Source organism: Kitasatospora sp. NBC_00315 (assembly GCF_041435095.1).
In the GTDB taxonomy this organism is placed as follows: domain Bacteria; phylum Actinomycetota; class Actinomycetes; order Streptomycetales; family Streptomycetaceae; genus Kitasatospora.
In genome coordinates, this window is record NZ_CP108025.1 from 4,628,361 (window position 1) to 4,640,995 (window position 12,635).

Below are 12,635 nucleotides of genomic sequence, written 5' to 3' on the forward strand. Positions count from 1 at the left end.
GCTGGCCGGGGCCTGTTTATCATACACAGACCGCCGTTGGTCGATATAGTCGAGGAGTGGCCGCGGGGCTCGGCCGGCCGCACACCCTCAGTATTCCCTCGTATGCATTTCGAGGACAGATCCCGGTGAACATGGCGAATATATCCCAGGGGCATAATTCCGGCCTTGAATCCGTGCTGCTGAACGGCGGGGGCCACTACGCGCTCTGGCCGGCCGACTTACCGGTGCCGGCCGGCTGGGGCGCCGTGTACGGCCCGGCCCCCGCGGCCCGCTGCCGTGAGGAGGTGCGCGCGCGCTGGGGGGACGCGCTGTCCGCCACCGACGGCGACGAGCCCGTCGCCCCCGTCCAGGAGCTGTTCCGCCGGGCGGCCGCCGCCAGGCCGGGGGCCACCGCGGTGGTCACCGAGGACGCGGAGATCACGTACGGCGACCTGGACACCCGCAGCAACCGGCTGGCGGTGCTGCTGGCCGGGCTCGGGGTGGCGAGCGGGACGGTGGTGCCGGTCTGTCTGGAGCGCGACATCGACATGGTGGTCGCGCTGCTGGCGGTGCTCAAGGCCGGCGGCGCATTCCTGCCGCTCGATCCGGCCCACCCCGACCGTCGGCTGCGCCGGCTGGTCGAGGACGCCGACGCCCGGTTCGTGATGACCACCCGCGAGCACGCCTGGCGCTTCCGGACCTGCGGGGTGACGCCCGTCCTGGCCGAGGAGCGGCCGGCCGGCGGCGAGCGGCGCGCGGGGGTGGAGCGGCGCGCGGCCGAGCGGCGGGCGCGGCTGCGGCCCGGGGCGAGCGACCGGCGCTCGGGCGCGGACCGGCGGATGCCCTCCTCGCGCACCGGCCCGGTCCGCGTCATCTCCCCCGACGACCTCGCGTACCTGATGTACACCTCGGGCACCACCGGCTCCCCCAAGGGCGTCCTGGTGAACCACCGGGCGCTGTCGCTCTCGTTGACCAGGGCCGCGCAGGCGTACGGCCTGACCGAGCGGGACCGGGTGCTCCAGCTCGCCGCCCTCGGCTTCGACACCTCGGTCGAACAGATCTTCACGCCGCTGCTCAGCGGCGCCGTGCTGGTCCTCGGCGGCCACCGGACCTGGGCCCCCAGCGAACTGCTCGGCCGACTGGACGTGCTCGGCATCACCGTGGCCGACCTGACCCCGGCCTACTGGCACCAGTTCCTTCGCACCGCGGAGCGCGGCGGCCCCCGGGAGACCGGGCTGCGGCTGCTCGTCGTCGGCGGGGACACCGTCCACGCCGAGGACTGCCAGGCGTCCCTGCGGCTGCTGCCGGGCACCCGGCTGGTCAACGCCTACGGCCTGACCGAGACGGTGATCACCTCCACCCTGGGGGAGATCACCGCCGACCTGCTGGCACCCTCGCCGGCCCCCGTCCCGGTCGGCACGCCCCTGCCCGGAACGACGGTGTACGTGCTCGACGATCGGCTGCGGCCGGTGCCGCCGGGCGCCAGGGGCGAGGTGTACATCGGCGGGCCGGCGATCGCCCGGGGCTACTGGCGGCGCCCGGAACTCACCGCGGAGCTGTTCCTGCCCGATCCCCACCCGGACGCCCCCGGCGCGCGGATGTACCGCACCGGCGACACCGGGCGGCTGCGCCCGGACGGCCGGCTGGAGCTGTTCGGGCGGATCGACCAGCAGGTGAAGGTGCTCGGCTTCCGGGTCGACCCGGGCGAGGTGGAGTCCGCGCTCGCCGCCCACCCGGCGGTCGACCGGGCCTGGGTGGTGCCGGTGGTGCGCCCCGAGGGCGGCCAGGTGCTCACCGCGTACTTCACCCTGCACAGCCCGGACCGGGCCGAGATCTTCCGGCGGGGCGTGCGGTCCTATCTGGCCGCGCGGCTGCCCGAGCACATGGTGCCGGCCTCCTTCGTGCACCTCGCCCGGATGCCGGAGGCGGGCGACCCGAAGAGCGGGCAGCCGCAGCCGCCGCAGCCCGAGCCGGCGCCGGAGGACGGCGGCACGGCGGTGGAGATCGGCCTGGCCCACCTCTGGTGCGAACTGCTGGGGGTCGAGCACGTCGGCCCCGGCGACGACTTCTTCGCGCTCGGCGGCAACTCGCTGATCGCCATGGAGATGCTGGCCCGGGCCCGGGTGATGTTCGGGATCGGGATCACCCAGGTCCGTTTCCTGACCCGCTCCCTGCTGCACCACCCCACCCTGCGGGCGTTCGCCGAGGTGACCAGGTCGGCCCGGACGGGGACACCAGGGGAGGCCTCGCAACCGGTGGACTTCGCGGCCGAGGCGGCCCTCGGCGTCCCGGTCCGGCACGGCGGCTGCCCGGCGCCCGACTGGCGCGAGCCGGCCGAGATCCTGCTCACCGGCGGCACCGGGTTCTGCGGGGCCCACCTGCTGCGCACCCTGCTGGAGACCACCACCGCCGAGATCCACTGCCTGGTCCGGGCGCCGGACGAACAGCAGGCACTGGAGCGGCTGCTGGCCGCCCAGCGCCGGTTCCTGCGCAGCGAGCCGCCGGTCGGGCGGATCCGCCCGCTGGTGGGGGATCTGGGCCGGCCCCTGCTGGGGGTGGGGCCGCAGCGGTTCGAGGAGCTGGCCGCGAGCGTCGACGTGATCCACCACCTCGGCGGCCAGGTGAACTTCATCTACCCCTACCAGGACCTGCGGGCGGCCAACGTGGTCGGCACCCGGGAGATTCTGCGGCTGGCGGGCCACCGCCGCTCGATACCGGTGCACTACCTGTCCAGCCTGGCGGTACTGGCCGGGTTCGGGCCGGCCGGTGTGCCGGAGGTGACCGAGGAGACGCCGCTGGCCCACCCCGAGCTGCTCTCCGTCGGCTACGTGGAGAGCAAGTGGGTGGCGGAGGCGCTGCTGCACAACGCGGCGGCGGCCGGGCTGCCGGTCGCCGTCCACCGGGTCAACGACGTCACCGGCGACCTGACCACGGGGGCGATGAACACCGGCACGGAGGTCTGCGCGCTCATCAAGTTCCTAGCCGACAGCGGGGTCTGCCCCGATGTGGAGCTCTGGCTGGACTTCGTGCCGGCCGACCGGCTCGGCCGGGCGATCGCGCACATCGCCGCGCACACCCCGGCCGCCGGACAGGTCTACCACCTCACCAACCCCCGGCACGCGATGCTGTCCGACCTGGCCGAGCGGCTGCGCGCCCGGGGTCACCGGATCGAGCAACTCCCCTACCAGGCATGGGTGAACCGGCTGGTGCGGTTCGCCGCGGGGCACCCCACCCACCCGATCACGGCGTTCGTCCCGCTGTTCGTGGACCGCTGCTCCGGAGCGGACCTCTCCATCAGCGAGATGTACTTCCGGCCGACCCTGCCACTGTTCACCCGCGACCGGGCCGAGCGGGCGCTGCGTGGCAGCGGGGTCGAGTTCCCCCCGGTGGACGCCCGGTTGCTCGACCTCTACCTCGACGACCTGCTGGCCGTCGGCTTCCTGGAGCCGCCGCATGCCGCACCGTGAGGACCCCGTGACGACGGCCCGGCACCACACGTGGGGCTCGGTGGACCTGAGCGCGGCCCCGATCGACGCCCCGGCGGTCTTCTGCGCGGACCTCAGCCCGGCCGGTCTGCTGGCGGCCTACCGGGCGGGTGCCTACCCGATGCCCGCCGAGGACGAGTACGCCCGCTGTCTCAGCGAGGCCCGTTTCGAGGGGGAGGTCGCCGCCGGGGCGATCGCCGTCGTCGGCGCCGCCGGCGAGGTGCCCTACGAGGTGGCCTGGTGGTCACCGGATCCGAGACCGGTGATCGTGCCGGGCCCCGCGCAGCTCGGGCGCCGTCTCGTCCGGCGGCTGCGCAACCAGGTGGCCTGGTCGACCTCGGTGGACCTGGTGTTCGAGCGGGTGGTGGAGGAGTGCCGGATCGGCCGCACGCCGCGCTGGCTGACCGACCCGCTGGTCCGCGGCCTGTGCGCACTGCACGAGGAGGGCCGCGCGCACAGTGTGGAGGTCTGGGAGGGCGCCGAGCTGGTCGGCGGCGCGTTCGGCGTCCGGATCGGCCCGGTGCTGAGCCTCGACTCGATGTTCCACCGCCGCCCCGGCGCCGCCCGGGTCGCGATCGCCGACCTGGGCGCCCGGTTCGCCGAAGCGGGCGGGCTGCTGCTGGACGCCCAGTGGGACGGCCCGGCCGTCCGCAGCCTCGGCGGCGCCCCGATGTCGCGCGCCGAGTACCTGGGGCTGCTGGCCGGATCGGGCGGCGCGGCGCCGGTCGGCGGCCTGCGGTCCGCGGGGCCGGTGGGCGCGACGCCCGGGAGTACCTCGTTGGAGTGAGGGAGCGGCCTCATCGGGGGAGCCGGCGGGGCAGGGGGCCCTAGCATCCGGATCATGACCGACGGTACGGATCCCGCGGCTTCGGGCCGCTTCTCGCCGCCCCCCGCACCGCGCCCGGCCGAGCCGGACTGGGCGGCGCTCGCGGAGCGGCACGAGGCCGACCGGCGGCGCCGGCGGCGGATCGTGACGGTCGGGACCGTCCTGGCGGTCGGCCTGCTGGGTGCCGGTACGGCCGTCGCCGTGATCGGTGGGCCGGCGCGGCCGGGCGGTCCGCCGGCGCCGGTCGCCGGTCCGCCGCCGCAGGTCCTGCCCGGGCGGACGGGGCCGGCCGACGCGCTGCTCGGCCCGGACGCCTCGGTGAGCGGCGAGTCGGGGGCGCCGCTGCTGCGGCTGACCGGTGGCGCAGGCTCCTACGGGTACGCCGAGCGTCAGGTCGTCGACGTGACACGGAGCTTCAGCGTCTCGGCGTGGGTCTACGACACGGCGCCCGGGGGAGCCGCGGCGGCCGTGCTCAGCCAGGGGGACGGCGCCTTCTCCTCGTTCGAACTGGGCCGCGACGACCAGGGCGGCGGCGCGGCCTGGTCGTTCCGGGTGCGGTGCGCCGACGGCGCCGCCCTGCGGGTCGCCGCCGACGCGGGCGGTCCGGCGGGTGCGTGGACGCAGCTCGCCGGGACGTACGACGCCGACCGGCGGATCGTCTCGCTCCGGGTGAACGGGGTGGTGGTGGCCTCGGCGGAGATGGCCGGCGCCCTGGCACCGGGCGGGCCGCTGGAGTTCGGGCGCAGCCGGCGGGACGGGAGCTGGGGGAGCCACTGGGCCGGCGCGCTCGGCCGCGTGCAGGTCTGGGACCGTGCGCTGGAGCCGGCGGGGGACGCCGGCTCCGGGCCGGTCGCGTCCTGGCTGGCCGGTTGACCGACCCGCGGCGGACCCCGCGGAGGCGGCGGACTAGCCTCTGGGCGTGAGCGATGAGAGCCGCACTCAACGGTCGGACAGCACGGAGCCGGGCTTCGAGCGGGGCAGCGACGGCCCCAAGGTGATCATGGTCGGGACGGACGGCTCGGCGGCCGCCGCCCGGGCCACCGCGTACGCGGCGGGGCTGGCCCGGCGCCAGAACGCGCTGCTGGCCATCGTCTACGTGCAGCCGGTGCTCCTCGGCGCGGTGGCCATGGGCGCGGACGTGAGCGGGACGACCGGGGAGGTCGCCGAGGAGCTGGTCCGCGAGATCCGGGCGTCGGCGGAGCGGGTGCGCGGCGTCTTCGAGGTCCGCTGGCGGTTCCACACCTTCCGGGGGGATCCGTACCTCGGGCTGGTGCGGGCGGCCGAGCAACTCAAGGCCGACGCGGTGGTGGTCGGGGCGTCCGAGCAGGCGGGCCACCGGATCATCGGCTCGGTGGCGGTCCGGCTGGTGAAGGCGGGGCGCTGGCCGGTCACCGTCGTCCCGTGACCGGCCGGCGCACCCGCGTCCGCATCACTCGCCGTCGTCGAGATCCAGGTCGCCGAACTCGCCCGCGTCGCTGCCGTCCGGCGTGCCGCTGAGCGCGTACCCCTGCCGACGGGCCTCGTAGCAGGCGACCGACGTCGCCGAGGACACGTTCAGCGAGCCGACCCGCCCCAGCTGCGGGACGAACGCCACGGTGTCGCAGAGCGCCAGCGCCTCCGCGGTGACGCCCCGGTCCTCGTGGCCGACCATGAAGGCGACCGCCGGGGTGAGCGGCGCGGCGAACAACGGCACTGCCTCGTCGGCCAGTTCGAGGCCGACGACGCGGAATCCGTCGGCCCGGGCCGCCGCCACCGCCTCGGCGACCGTCTCGAAGTGCTCAGCCTTGAGGTAGCGGTCGGTGCCCATCGCGGCCTTCTGCGCGCCCGCCGAGCGCACCGACGGGGTGTCGCCCGTCAGGTACAGCTTCTCGGCGCCCATCGCCGACGCGGTACGGACGATCGAGCCCACGTTGAAGGGCGACTGGAGGTTCTCCAGGATGACCGCCAGCCTGAACTCGTTGCTGCGCCGCCACTGGCGGTGCAGGCGCTTCAGGTCGGTTCCGCGGAGCTGCTTCACGACGTCGTACCTCGTCCACTGTCGGGGGCGGCCGCCTCGGGGCGGGGCCGCGCTTCAAGAATCCGGAATCCGTTGACGGACGTGACCCGCGTGGTCGGGTAGCCCTCGGTGTTCAGCCACTTCTGCAGCGAGTCCGAACCGAGGTTGCGCTGGACGACGAGGAAGGCCGAGCCGTCCGGCGTCAGGCGCGGCAGCCAGCGGTGCAGCAGGCGGTGCAGCTCGCCCTTGCCGATCCGGATCGGCGGATTGGAGTAGATCGCCGCGAACCGCACGTCCTCGGGCACGTCGTCGGGCAGCACGGCCTGGACGTTCTTCAGGCCGAGCGCCTGCGCGTTGTCGCCGACCAGATCGAGCGCCCGGGTGTTGATGTCGACCGCCCACACGCTGGAGCGCCTGCGGCGCGAGGCCCAGGTGAGCGCGATCGGCCCGTAGCCGCAGCCCATGTCGAGGATCGGGCCCTTCACCCGTGGCACCGGCGCGTGCTCCAGCAGGACGCGGGTGCCCGGGTCGAGCCGGGTGCGGGAGAAGACCCCGGTGTCGGTGGTGAGCTCCAGGGTGATGTCTGGCAGGGTCACAGTGATCGGTCGTCGCTCGCTGGCGACGTCGGGTGCACCGGTGAAGTAGTGCGAGCCGGACATGATTTCCCCGTCGGGTCGTAAGGGCTTGGGGCCACCGGGTGGGCGCGGGTCAGCCCTGCTTGTTCGGCACCGATCGTACCCTTCACCCCGGCGGCCCCGGATCTTCGCAGGTCAGGGCGTCCTTTCCCGATGGTTGTCAGCCGACGCCGCGGGCCGCGCCTCGGCACCGGCGCCTGCGGTGCCCGGCCGCCCTACGGCCGGTCGTCCACCTCGCACCACAACCCGGCCCGCGACGAGTGCCCCCACCGTGCGGTGGCCCCGAGGATCGGCAGCAGCGCGCCCTGGAGGAGCGGGTCGTCCGGCGCGGCGAGGGTGAGGCGGTGGACGCCCGCGACGGTTGTGAGCCGTACGTCCTGGCCGGTCACGGCGGCCAGCAGCCCGGCGATCCGCCGGGCCCCGGGAAGGCCGCGCATCACCGGGGTTCAGGCCCCCGGCGCGACCGGTCGCGCCAGCCAGCGCGGGTCCGCCTCCCACTCGACCCCGCCGCCCGCCGGCCGGAGGTGGACGGCCCTGCCCATCCGGCCCATGAAGACGCCCGTCCGGCCGGTCAGGGCATCGAGGACCGGCTCCCCCCGCCGGGTGGGGTGGTAGGGGTCTCCCGGCGGCTCGGCCCCCGCCTGCCCGGTTACGACCGCCGGGTACGGGCTCCTGAGCTTCAGCTGCGCCTCGGGGAGCCCCCCGCAGTTCGCGGGACATCGGCAGAGGGGCATGCTGCGGTCGCTGACGGGCGGCGGGGCCGGGTCGGGGCTGGGCTCAGTGGTGTGGTGGTCGGTCACAACGTGCCTCCGAGGGCGTTCGCGCCGTAGCGCTGTTCACTGTTCGTACCCCCATGGTCACTGTGAGAGGCTACGATCCGGAAGGGTTCCAACTTGACAGGTCCCTTCCGTGGAATCGGAGCGATGCCCGTGCATCAGAAGGACGTTGATCCCACCTCCGGGCCGCTGGCCGCCTTCGGTGTGCAACTCCGCAGGTCCCGGCGGGCCGCAGGGCTCTCACAGGTCGAACTCGGCGCCGCCGTCGCCTACAGCAACACCTTCATCTCCTACCTGGAGACCGCGCGAAGGGAGCCGTCCCACCGGTTCGCCGTCGCAGCGGACGCCGTCCTGAACACCGGCGGCACCCTCGAACTGATGTGGTGGAACCTCAAGCACACGGCGCTGCTGGAGGGGTTCCCGGAGTACGCCACGCTGGAAGCCAAGGCCACGGACATACGGATGTTCGAGCTTGGTGTGATTCCCGGACTTCTCCAGACGCGGGAGTACGCGACGACGCTCGCGCACGCCGATGTCAGGAGAGGTGGCATCGCCCGGAACCAGGCCGAGGAGCGGGTCGATTTCCTGCTCGCCCGGCAGCGCCTGCTGGACCGGGGGCAACCGCCGCTCGTGCACGCGGTTCTGGACGAAAGCTGTCTGCGCCGACCGGTCGGGGGCGCGGAGGTCATGGCGGCCCAGTTCCAGCATCTGGAGGCCCTGGTCGAACGGCCGGACGTGATCATCCAGGTGGCGCCGTTCCTGCTGGCCGAGGAGCGCCCGTTCGCACACCCGGTGTACCTGCTGTCCCTTGCCGACGGTTCGATGCTCGGCTACACGGAATCGCATCAACGGGGTTTCCTGGAGCGGGATACCGCGACTGTCAAGGCGTGGGCGAGGAACTACGATCGGCTACAGGTTGGAGCGCTGTCCGAGGCTGCATCCCTGGCAATGATCCGCGAGGCACGGAAGGACCATCATGACCGACCACGTTGACCTGACCGGCGCTACCTGGGTGAAGTCGAAGCACAGCGAGAACGGCGGCGCGTGCGTCGAAGTGGCCCCCGGCTTCGCCGGTGTCGTGCCGGTCCGTGACTCCAAGGACCCCGACGGTCCTGCGCTCGTCTTCTCCGCCGAGGCGTTCGCGACGTTCGTCGCCGGGGTGAAGGCCGGCGAGTTCGGCGCGGTCTGAGGGGCTCCGGGCCGGTCGGCGGCGGTGGGTGGGGTGGTCGCCCGGGGGCGTCGTCGCCGCCGACCCGGCGGCGGGGCGGGGCTCGCCAACACGCCCACGCCCGGCCGAGGCTTCGCGTCGGGGCGACTGCGGACGGATACTTCAAGGACCCGCCAGTAGCACCCGGCAGGGCCCGTGTGAGGCTCCGAGCAGGAGGTCCGACGCCATGCCCCAGAACCCCGAGGACTACCAGGACACCGTCGTCGAGGCCGACGAGCCGGCCGCGGACGATCCCGAGGGTGACGAGCTGGACGAGCTGGCGGAGCGCCGCGCCCTGGGCGCGGACCCGGCGACGGATCTCGCCGACGCGACCGAGCAGACCAGGGTGGTCGAACTGGACGAGGACGAGTACCGCTGAGCCCCCCCGGGGGCGGCCTCAGAGCGCCTTGCGCCGTTGGAGCCAGGTGAACGCGGCCCAGCCGGGCAGTACCGGCAGCAGGAAGGTCAGCAGCCGGTAGAGCACGGCGGCGGCGACCGACCCCTCGGCCATCCCGGCCGTGGTCGCCAGCCCGACGGACAGGGCGCCGTCGATGAATCCGGCGCCGCCGGGGGTGGGGGCCGCGCTGCCGACCGCGTTGCCGATCAGCAGGACCACCGCGATGGCCGCGAAGCCCGGCGTGCCCCCGACCGCCTTCGCGCAGCAGTACAGGCAGGTGATCAGGCAGAGCGAGACCAGCAACTGCCCGGTGATCCCGGCGGCCAGCCGGCCGGGGCTGCGCAGCAGGTCCAGCAGGCGGGGCAGCACCTCCGAGGTGAGCGGCCGCAAGCGGTCGAGCAGCCAGCGCCGGGCGGGCGGGACGGCGGCGACCACGGCCAGCAGCAGACCGGCCACCATCAGCCCGCCGACCAGGATGGGCAGGGCGTCCATCTCGGAGCCCGCGCCCGAGCCGGGGTCGTGCCCCAGCAGGTAGACGAAGGCACCGAGCTGGAGCAGGTGCAGGACCAGCCCGAGCAGCTGCCCGACGCCGACGCTGGAGAGCGCCTGCGCGGTCGGGATGCCGGAGCGCTGCAGGAAGCGGGTGTTCAGGGCGACGCCGCCGACCCCGCCGGGTGAGACGACCTTGACGAAGGAGCCGGCCACCTGGGCCAGCGTGGCGTGCCAGAGGTCGAGCCGCTCCGGCACGAAGCCGACGAACCCCATGGTGGCGGCCAGGTGGCCGGCCGCGGCGGCGAGCACGGCCAGCGTCATCCAGCCCGGGTCCGCGCCGGCCATCGCGGCGATGGGGTTGTGGTCGGTGGTGAAGAACTGCGGCAGCAGCAGGCAGGCCGCCACCACCCCGCCGACCACCGCGAGCAGGGTGCGCGGGCGCAGCCGCTCCAGGCGGACCGCTCCGGCCGGAGCCTGCGGGCGGGTGCGGAGCACCTCGGCCCGGATCGCGTCCAGCAGCTGCGGCCGCTGCTTGAGCGCGGCCCGGGTGACCCGGGGGAGGGCTATCGGCTGGAGCAGCGGCAGGGCCGCGCCGACGGCGTCGGCGCCGAGCACCGCCACCGCGGAGCGCACGGCCCGCTCGGGGCCGCTGCGCAGGGCGAGCGCGGTGAGCAGCTGGGCGATGTCGGCCTGCAGGACGAGCTCGCTCGCCGCGATGTCGCCGTCCGCGAGGTCAACCAGGTGCACGGCGCCGTCCTCGGCGACCAGGACGGCCTCCGGGACCAGCGCGCGGTGCGAGATCACCCGGCGCTGGAGGAGCCTGAGCTGCTCCCAGGCGTCGGTGAGCAGGGCGTCGGTCACCTCCTCGTCGGCGAGCCGGTCCAAGGTCCGGCCGGGTACGTGCTCGTAGGCGACCAGCGCCGCGTCCGGGCCGATCTCGGCGGTGGCGGCCACCCTCCGGGTGCGGACCCCGGCGGCCACGGCGGCGTACGAGACCAGCGCCTCGTGCTCCAGGCCGGTGCGCAGCGAGCGGACCACCCGGGGGTGCGGGGCGGTGCGCAGCCGCAGCCTGCGCCAGACCCGCTGGAACAGCGCGGCGACCAGCGCCTGCCGGTCGAGGATCAGCACGTCGAGATCCGGGCGGCCGTCCGACTGCCGGACGAGGTAGCGGTCGGGGCCGGCCGGGGCGACCTCGCGCGGGCGCAGGCCGACCTCGCGCAGGCTGCGGGTCAGCGCCTCCGGCCGGGGGCGGGGGTCCGGCACACCGACGGCGTACAGCGTGCCGTGGGCGACGGTCGCGCCGATCAGCAGGGCGAGCAGCAGGGTCAGCGGCCCGGCGTACCCGGTGAGCATCCCGGCCAGGCCCGACACGGCGAGCACCACCCGGGGGCGGCGCCGGCCACGCGCGCCGGAGGCGGTCAGGTAGGCGAGCACCGGGGCCAGGTAGCCGTACACCGGCTGGGTGTGGCCGGGGCCGGACGGCAGGGGGTGGGTCAGCGCGTCGAGCAGCGGCGCGGGGGCGCTGCGGTCGATCCACAGGGCGAGGGCGACGCAGGCCGCGTGCGCGAGGACGGCGGCCAGCAGGCCGTCCGCCACCTGCCGGCGTCCGCGCCTGCGGTCGTGGCCGAGCACCCGGCGGCCGGCCGAGACGGCGGGCACGAGCAGCAGGGCGGCCGTCGAGAGCGCGCCGATCAGCCGGGTGACCTGGCGCGGGACGAGGTCGGTGCCCTGCAGTACGTCCGCGTCCAGGCCGCTGGCGGTGGCCCGGGCGTACTCGGCGAGCAGCAGGGTGAGGCAGATCGCGCCCAGTCCGAGCAGGAAGCGGATCAGCGCGGCGGGCTGGCGCACCCGCTCGGGCCCCCACGGCAGGGCGGCGAACACCCCGGTGGGCGGCCTGCCCGGCGGCTGCCGGGGCACGTCGGCGGGGGCCTTCGCGGGGTGCTCCCCGCCCGTGTCGCTGTCCTGTCGCGCTGTCACCGTGGCCACGCGGCATGCTCCCACGCCGGGCCGCGCCGGGGGAGTGGCGGCCCCGGGCGAACCGCGGGCTCAGGCCTGGCGGGTCGGCAGGACGACCAGCTGGCGCAGGTTGACGTCGCGGCGCCGGCTCACCGTGTAGCCGATCAGGTCGGCGACGTCCTCGGCGGTGAGCGCCGGGATGGCGGCGAACATCCCGCCGACCATCTCGGTGAGCGAGGGGTTGTCGATGTGGCCGCTCAGCTCGGTGTCGGTCAGGCCGGGCTCGATGTTGGTGACCCGGACGTCGCGCGGGCCCAGTTCGCTGCGCAGGGCGGCGGAGAGCTGGGTGACGGCGGCCTTGGTGGCGGCGTACACCGCGAAGGTGGGGAACACGACGTGGGAGGCGATCGAGGAGATGTTGACCAGGTCGGCGCTGCGGCCCTCGGCGGCGGCGGCCGTGAGGTCCGGGGTGAAGGCGTGGATCACGCGCAGCACGCCGGTCAGGTTGGTGTCGATCATCCGGCTCCACTCGTCGAGGCGGCCGTCGTCGAGCGGGTTGGGCAGCATCACGCCGGCGCTGTTGACGACCAGGTCGACCGAGCCGTACGCCTCCCGGATCTGTGCGGCGGCGGCGTCCACCGAGGTCTGGTCGGTGACGTCGGCGGTGACGGCGAGGGCCTGGCCGCCGTCGGCGGTGATCTTCGCGGCGAGCTCCGCCAGCCGGTCGGTGCGGCGGGCCAGCAGCGCGACCCGGGCGCCGTTGGCGGCGAGCAGACGGGCGGTGGCGGCGCCCATGCCGCTGGCCGCTCCGGTGACGACGGCGGTGCGGCCGGTGAGGGTGGGGTAGTCGGCGGGCTGGTTCACGGTGGCTCCCTGGGAGGGCGGT

Annotated in this window: 12 protein-coding genes; 7 read left to right on the plus strand and 5 right to left on the minus strand. The window is 74.8% G+C overall.

Features of this window, described 5'->3' with window-relative positions; all coding sequences use genetic code 11:
• The first annotated feature begins 131 nt into the window (after positions 1-131).
• The 4 genes from OG823_RS18985 (at position 132) to OG823_RS19000 (ending at position 5,695) form a co-directional block, all read left to right on the plus strand.
• A complete protein-coding gene (locus tag OG823_RS18985; RefSeq protein WP_371484530.1) occupies positions 132-3,446 on the plus strand; it encodes an amino acid adenylation domain-containing protein in 3,315 nt (1,104 codons plus the stop codon).
• Positions 3,433-4,251 (plus strand): leucyl/phenylalanyl-tRNA--protein transferase, encoded by an 819-nt coding sequence (locus tag OG823_RS18990; RefSeq protein WP_371480782.1) that lies wholly within the window; start codon positions 3,433-3,435, stop codon positions 4,249-4,251. The genes OG823_RS18985 and OG823_RS18990 overlap by 14 nt, the downstream gene beginning before the upstream one ends.
• A 54-nt stretch (positions 4,252-4,305) precedes the next feature.
• Positions 4,306-5,163, plus strand: a complete 858-nt coding sequence (locus tag OG823_RS18995; protein ID WP_371480783.1) for a LamG domain-containing protein — start codon at positions 4,306-4,308, stop codon at positions 5,161-5,163.
• 127 nt (positions 5,164-5,290) lie between these two features.
• On the plus strand, positions 5,291-5,695 hold the full coding sequence (locus OG823_RS19000) for a universal stress protein (RefSeq protein ID WP_371484531.1): 405 nt from the start codon (positions 5,291-5,293) through the stop codon (positions 5,693-5,695).
• Between the two features lie 24 nt (positions 5,696-5,719).
• Here OG823_RS19000 and OG823_RS19005 read toward each other — a convergent pair whose 3' ends face one another.
• The 3 genes from OG823_RS19005 to OG823_RS19015 all read right to left on the minus strand — a co-directional run bounded on the left by OG823_RS19005 (position 5,720) and on the right by OG823_RS19015 (position 7,358).
• On the minus strand, positions 5,720-6,307 hold the full coding sequence (locus tag OG823_RS19005) for a TrmH family RNA methyltransferase (protein WP_371480784.1): 588 nt from the start codon (positions 6,305-6,307) through the stop codon (positions 5,720-5,722).
• On the minus strand, positions 6,304-6,882 hold the full coding sequence (locus OG823_RS19010; protein WP_371480785.1) for a class I SAM-dependent methyltransferase: 579 nt from the start codon (positions 6,880-6,882) through the stop codon (positions 6,304-6,306). Before OG823_RS19010 ends, OG823_RS19005 begins: the two co-directional genes overlap by 4 nt.
• Positions 6,883-7,136: 254 nt before the next feature.
• Complete coding sequence (locus OG823_RS19015) at positions 7,137-7,358, minus strand: hypothetical protein (RefSeq protein ID WP_371480786.1); 222 nt, start codon at positions 7,356-7,358, stop codon at positions 7,137-7,139.
• Between the two features lie 492 nt (positions 7,359-7,850).
• Here OG823_RS19015 and OG823_RS19020 point away from each other — a divergent pair, with 492 nt between their 5' ends.
• The 3 genes from OG823_RS19020 (at position 7,851) to OG823_RS19030 (ending at position 9,283) form a co-directional block, all read left to right on the plus strand.
• Positions 7,851-8,690, plus strand: coding sequence for a helix-turn-helix domain-containing protein (locus OG823_RS19020; RefSeq protein ID WP_371480787.1), 840 nt, complete (start codon positions 7,851-7,853; stop codon positions 8,688-8,690).
• Positions 8,674-8,886: a DUF397 domain-containing protein gene (locus OG823_RS19025; protein ID WP_371480788.1), complete on the plus strand. Its 213-nt coding sequence runs from the start codon at positions 8,674-8,676 to the stop codon at positions 8,884-8,886. Before OG823_RS19020 ends, OG823_RS19025 begins: the two co-directional genes overlap by 17 nt.
• A gap of 205 nt (positions 8,887-9,091) precedes the next feature.
• Positions 9,092-9,283: a hypothetical protein gene (locus OG823_RS19030; RefSeq protein ID WP_371480789.1), complete on the plus strand. Its 192-nt coding sequence runs from the start codon at positions 9,092-9,094 to the stop codon at positions 9,281-9,283.
• A gap of 18 nt (positions 9,284-9,301) precedes the next feature.
• On the opposite strand, the gene OG823_RS19035 is transcribed toward OG823_RS19030, so the two are convergent.
• Together OG823_RS19035 and OG823_RS19040 are read right to left on the minus strand one after the other, a co-directional pair.
• Positions 9,302-11,779 (minus strand): lysylphosphatidylglycerol synthase domain-containing protein, encoded by a 2,478-nt coding sequence (locus OG823_RS19035; protein WP_371480790.1) that lies wholly within the window; start codon positions 11,777-11,779, stop codon positions 9,302-9,304.
• A gap of 60 nt (positions 11,780-11,839) precedes the next feature.
• The gene (locus OG823_RS19040) at positions 11,840-12,613 is read right to left on the minus strand and encodes an SDR family oxidoreductase (RefSeq protein WP_371480791.1); all 774 of its coding nucleotides are present in this window, start codon (positions 12,611-12,613) and stop codon (positions 11,840-11,842) included.
• Between the last annotated feature and the right edge of the window lie 22 nt (positions 12,614-12,635).

Excerpts from the sequence above, each read along its gene's own strand:
- OG823_RS19015 (WP_371480786.1), bottom strand. The coding sequence starts at position 7,358 with ATGCGCGGCCTTCCCGGGGCCCGGCGGATCGCCGGGCTGCTGGCCGCC.
- OG823_RS18990 (WP_371480782.1), top strand. The coding sequence starts at position 3,433 with ATGCCGCACCGTGAGGACCCCGTGACGACGGCCCGGCACCACACGTGG.
- OG823_RS19025 (WP_371480788.1), top strand. The coding sequence starts at position 8,674 with ATGACCGACCACGTTGACCTGACCGGCGCTACCTGGGTGAAGTCGAAG.
- OG823_RS19000 (WP_371484531.1), top strand. The coding sequence starts at position 5,291 with ATGGTCGGGACGGACGGCTCGGCGGCCGCCGCCCGGGCCACCGCGTAC.
- OG823_RS18995 (WP_371480783.1), top strand. The coding sequence starts at position 4,306 with ATGACCGACGGTACGGATCCCGCGGCTTCGGGCCGCTTCTCGCCGCCC.
- OG823_RS18985 (WP_371484530.1), top strand. The coding sequence starts at position 132 with ATGGCGAATATATCCCAGGGGCATAATTCCGGCCTTGAATCCGTGCTG.
- OG823_RS19030 (WP_371480789.1), top strand. The coding sequence starts at position 9,092 with ATGCCCCAGAACCCCGAGGACTACCAGGACACCGTCGTCGAGGCCGAC.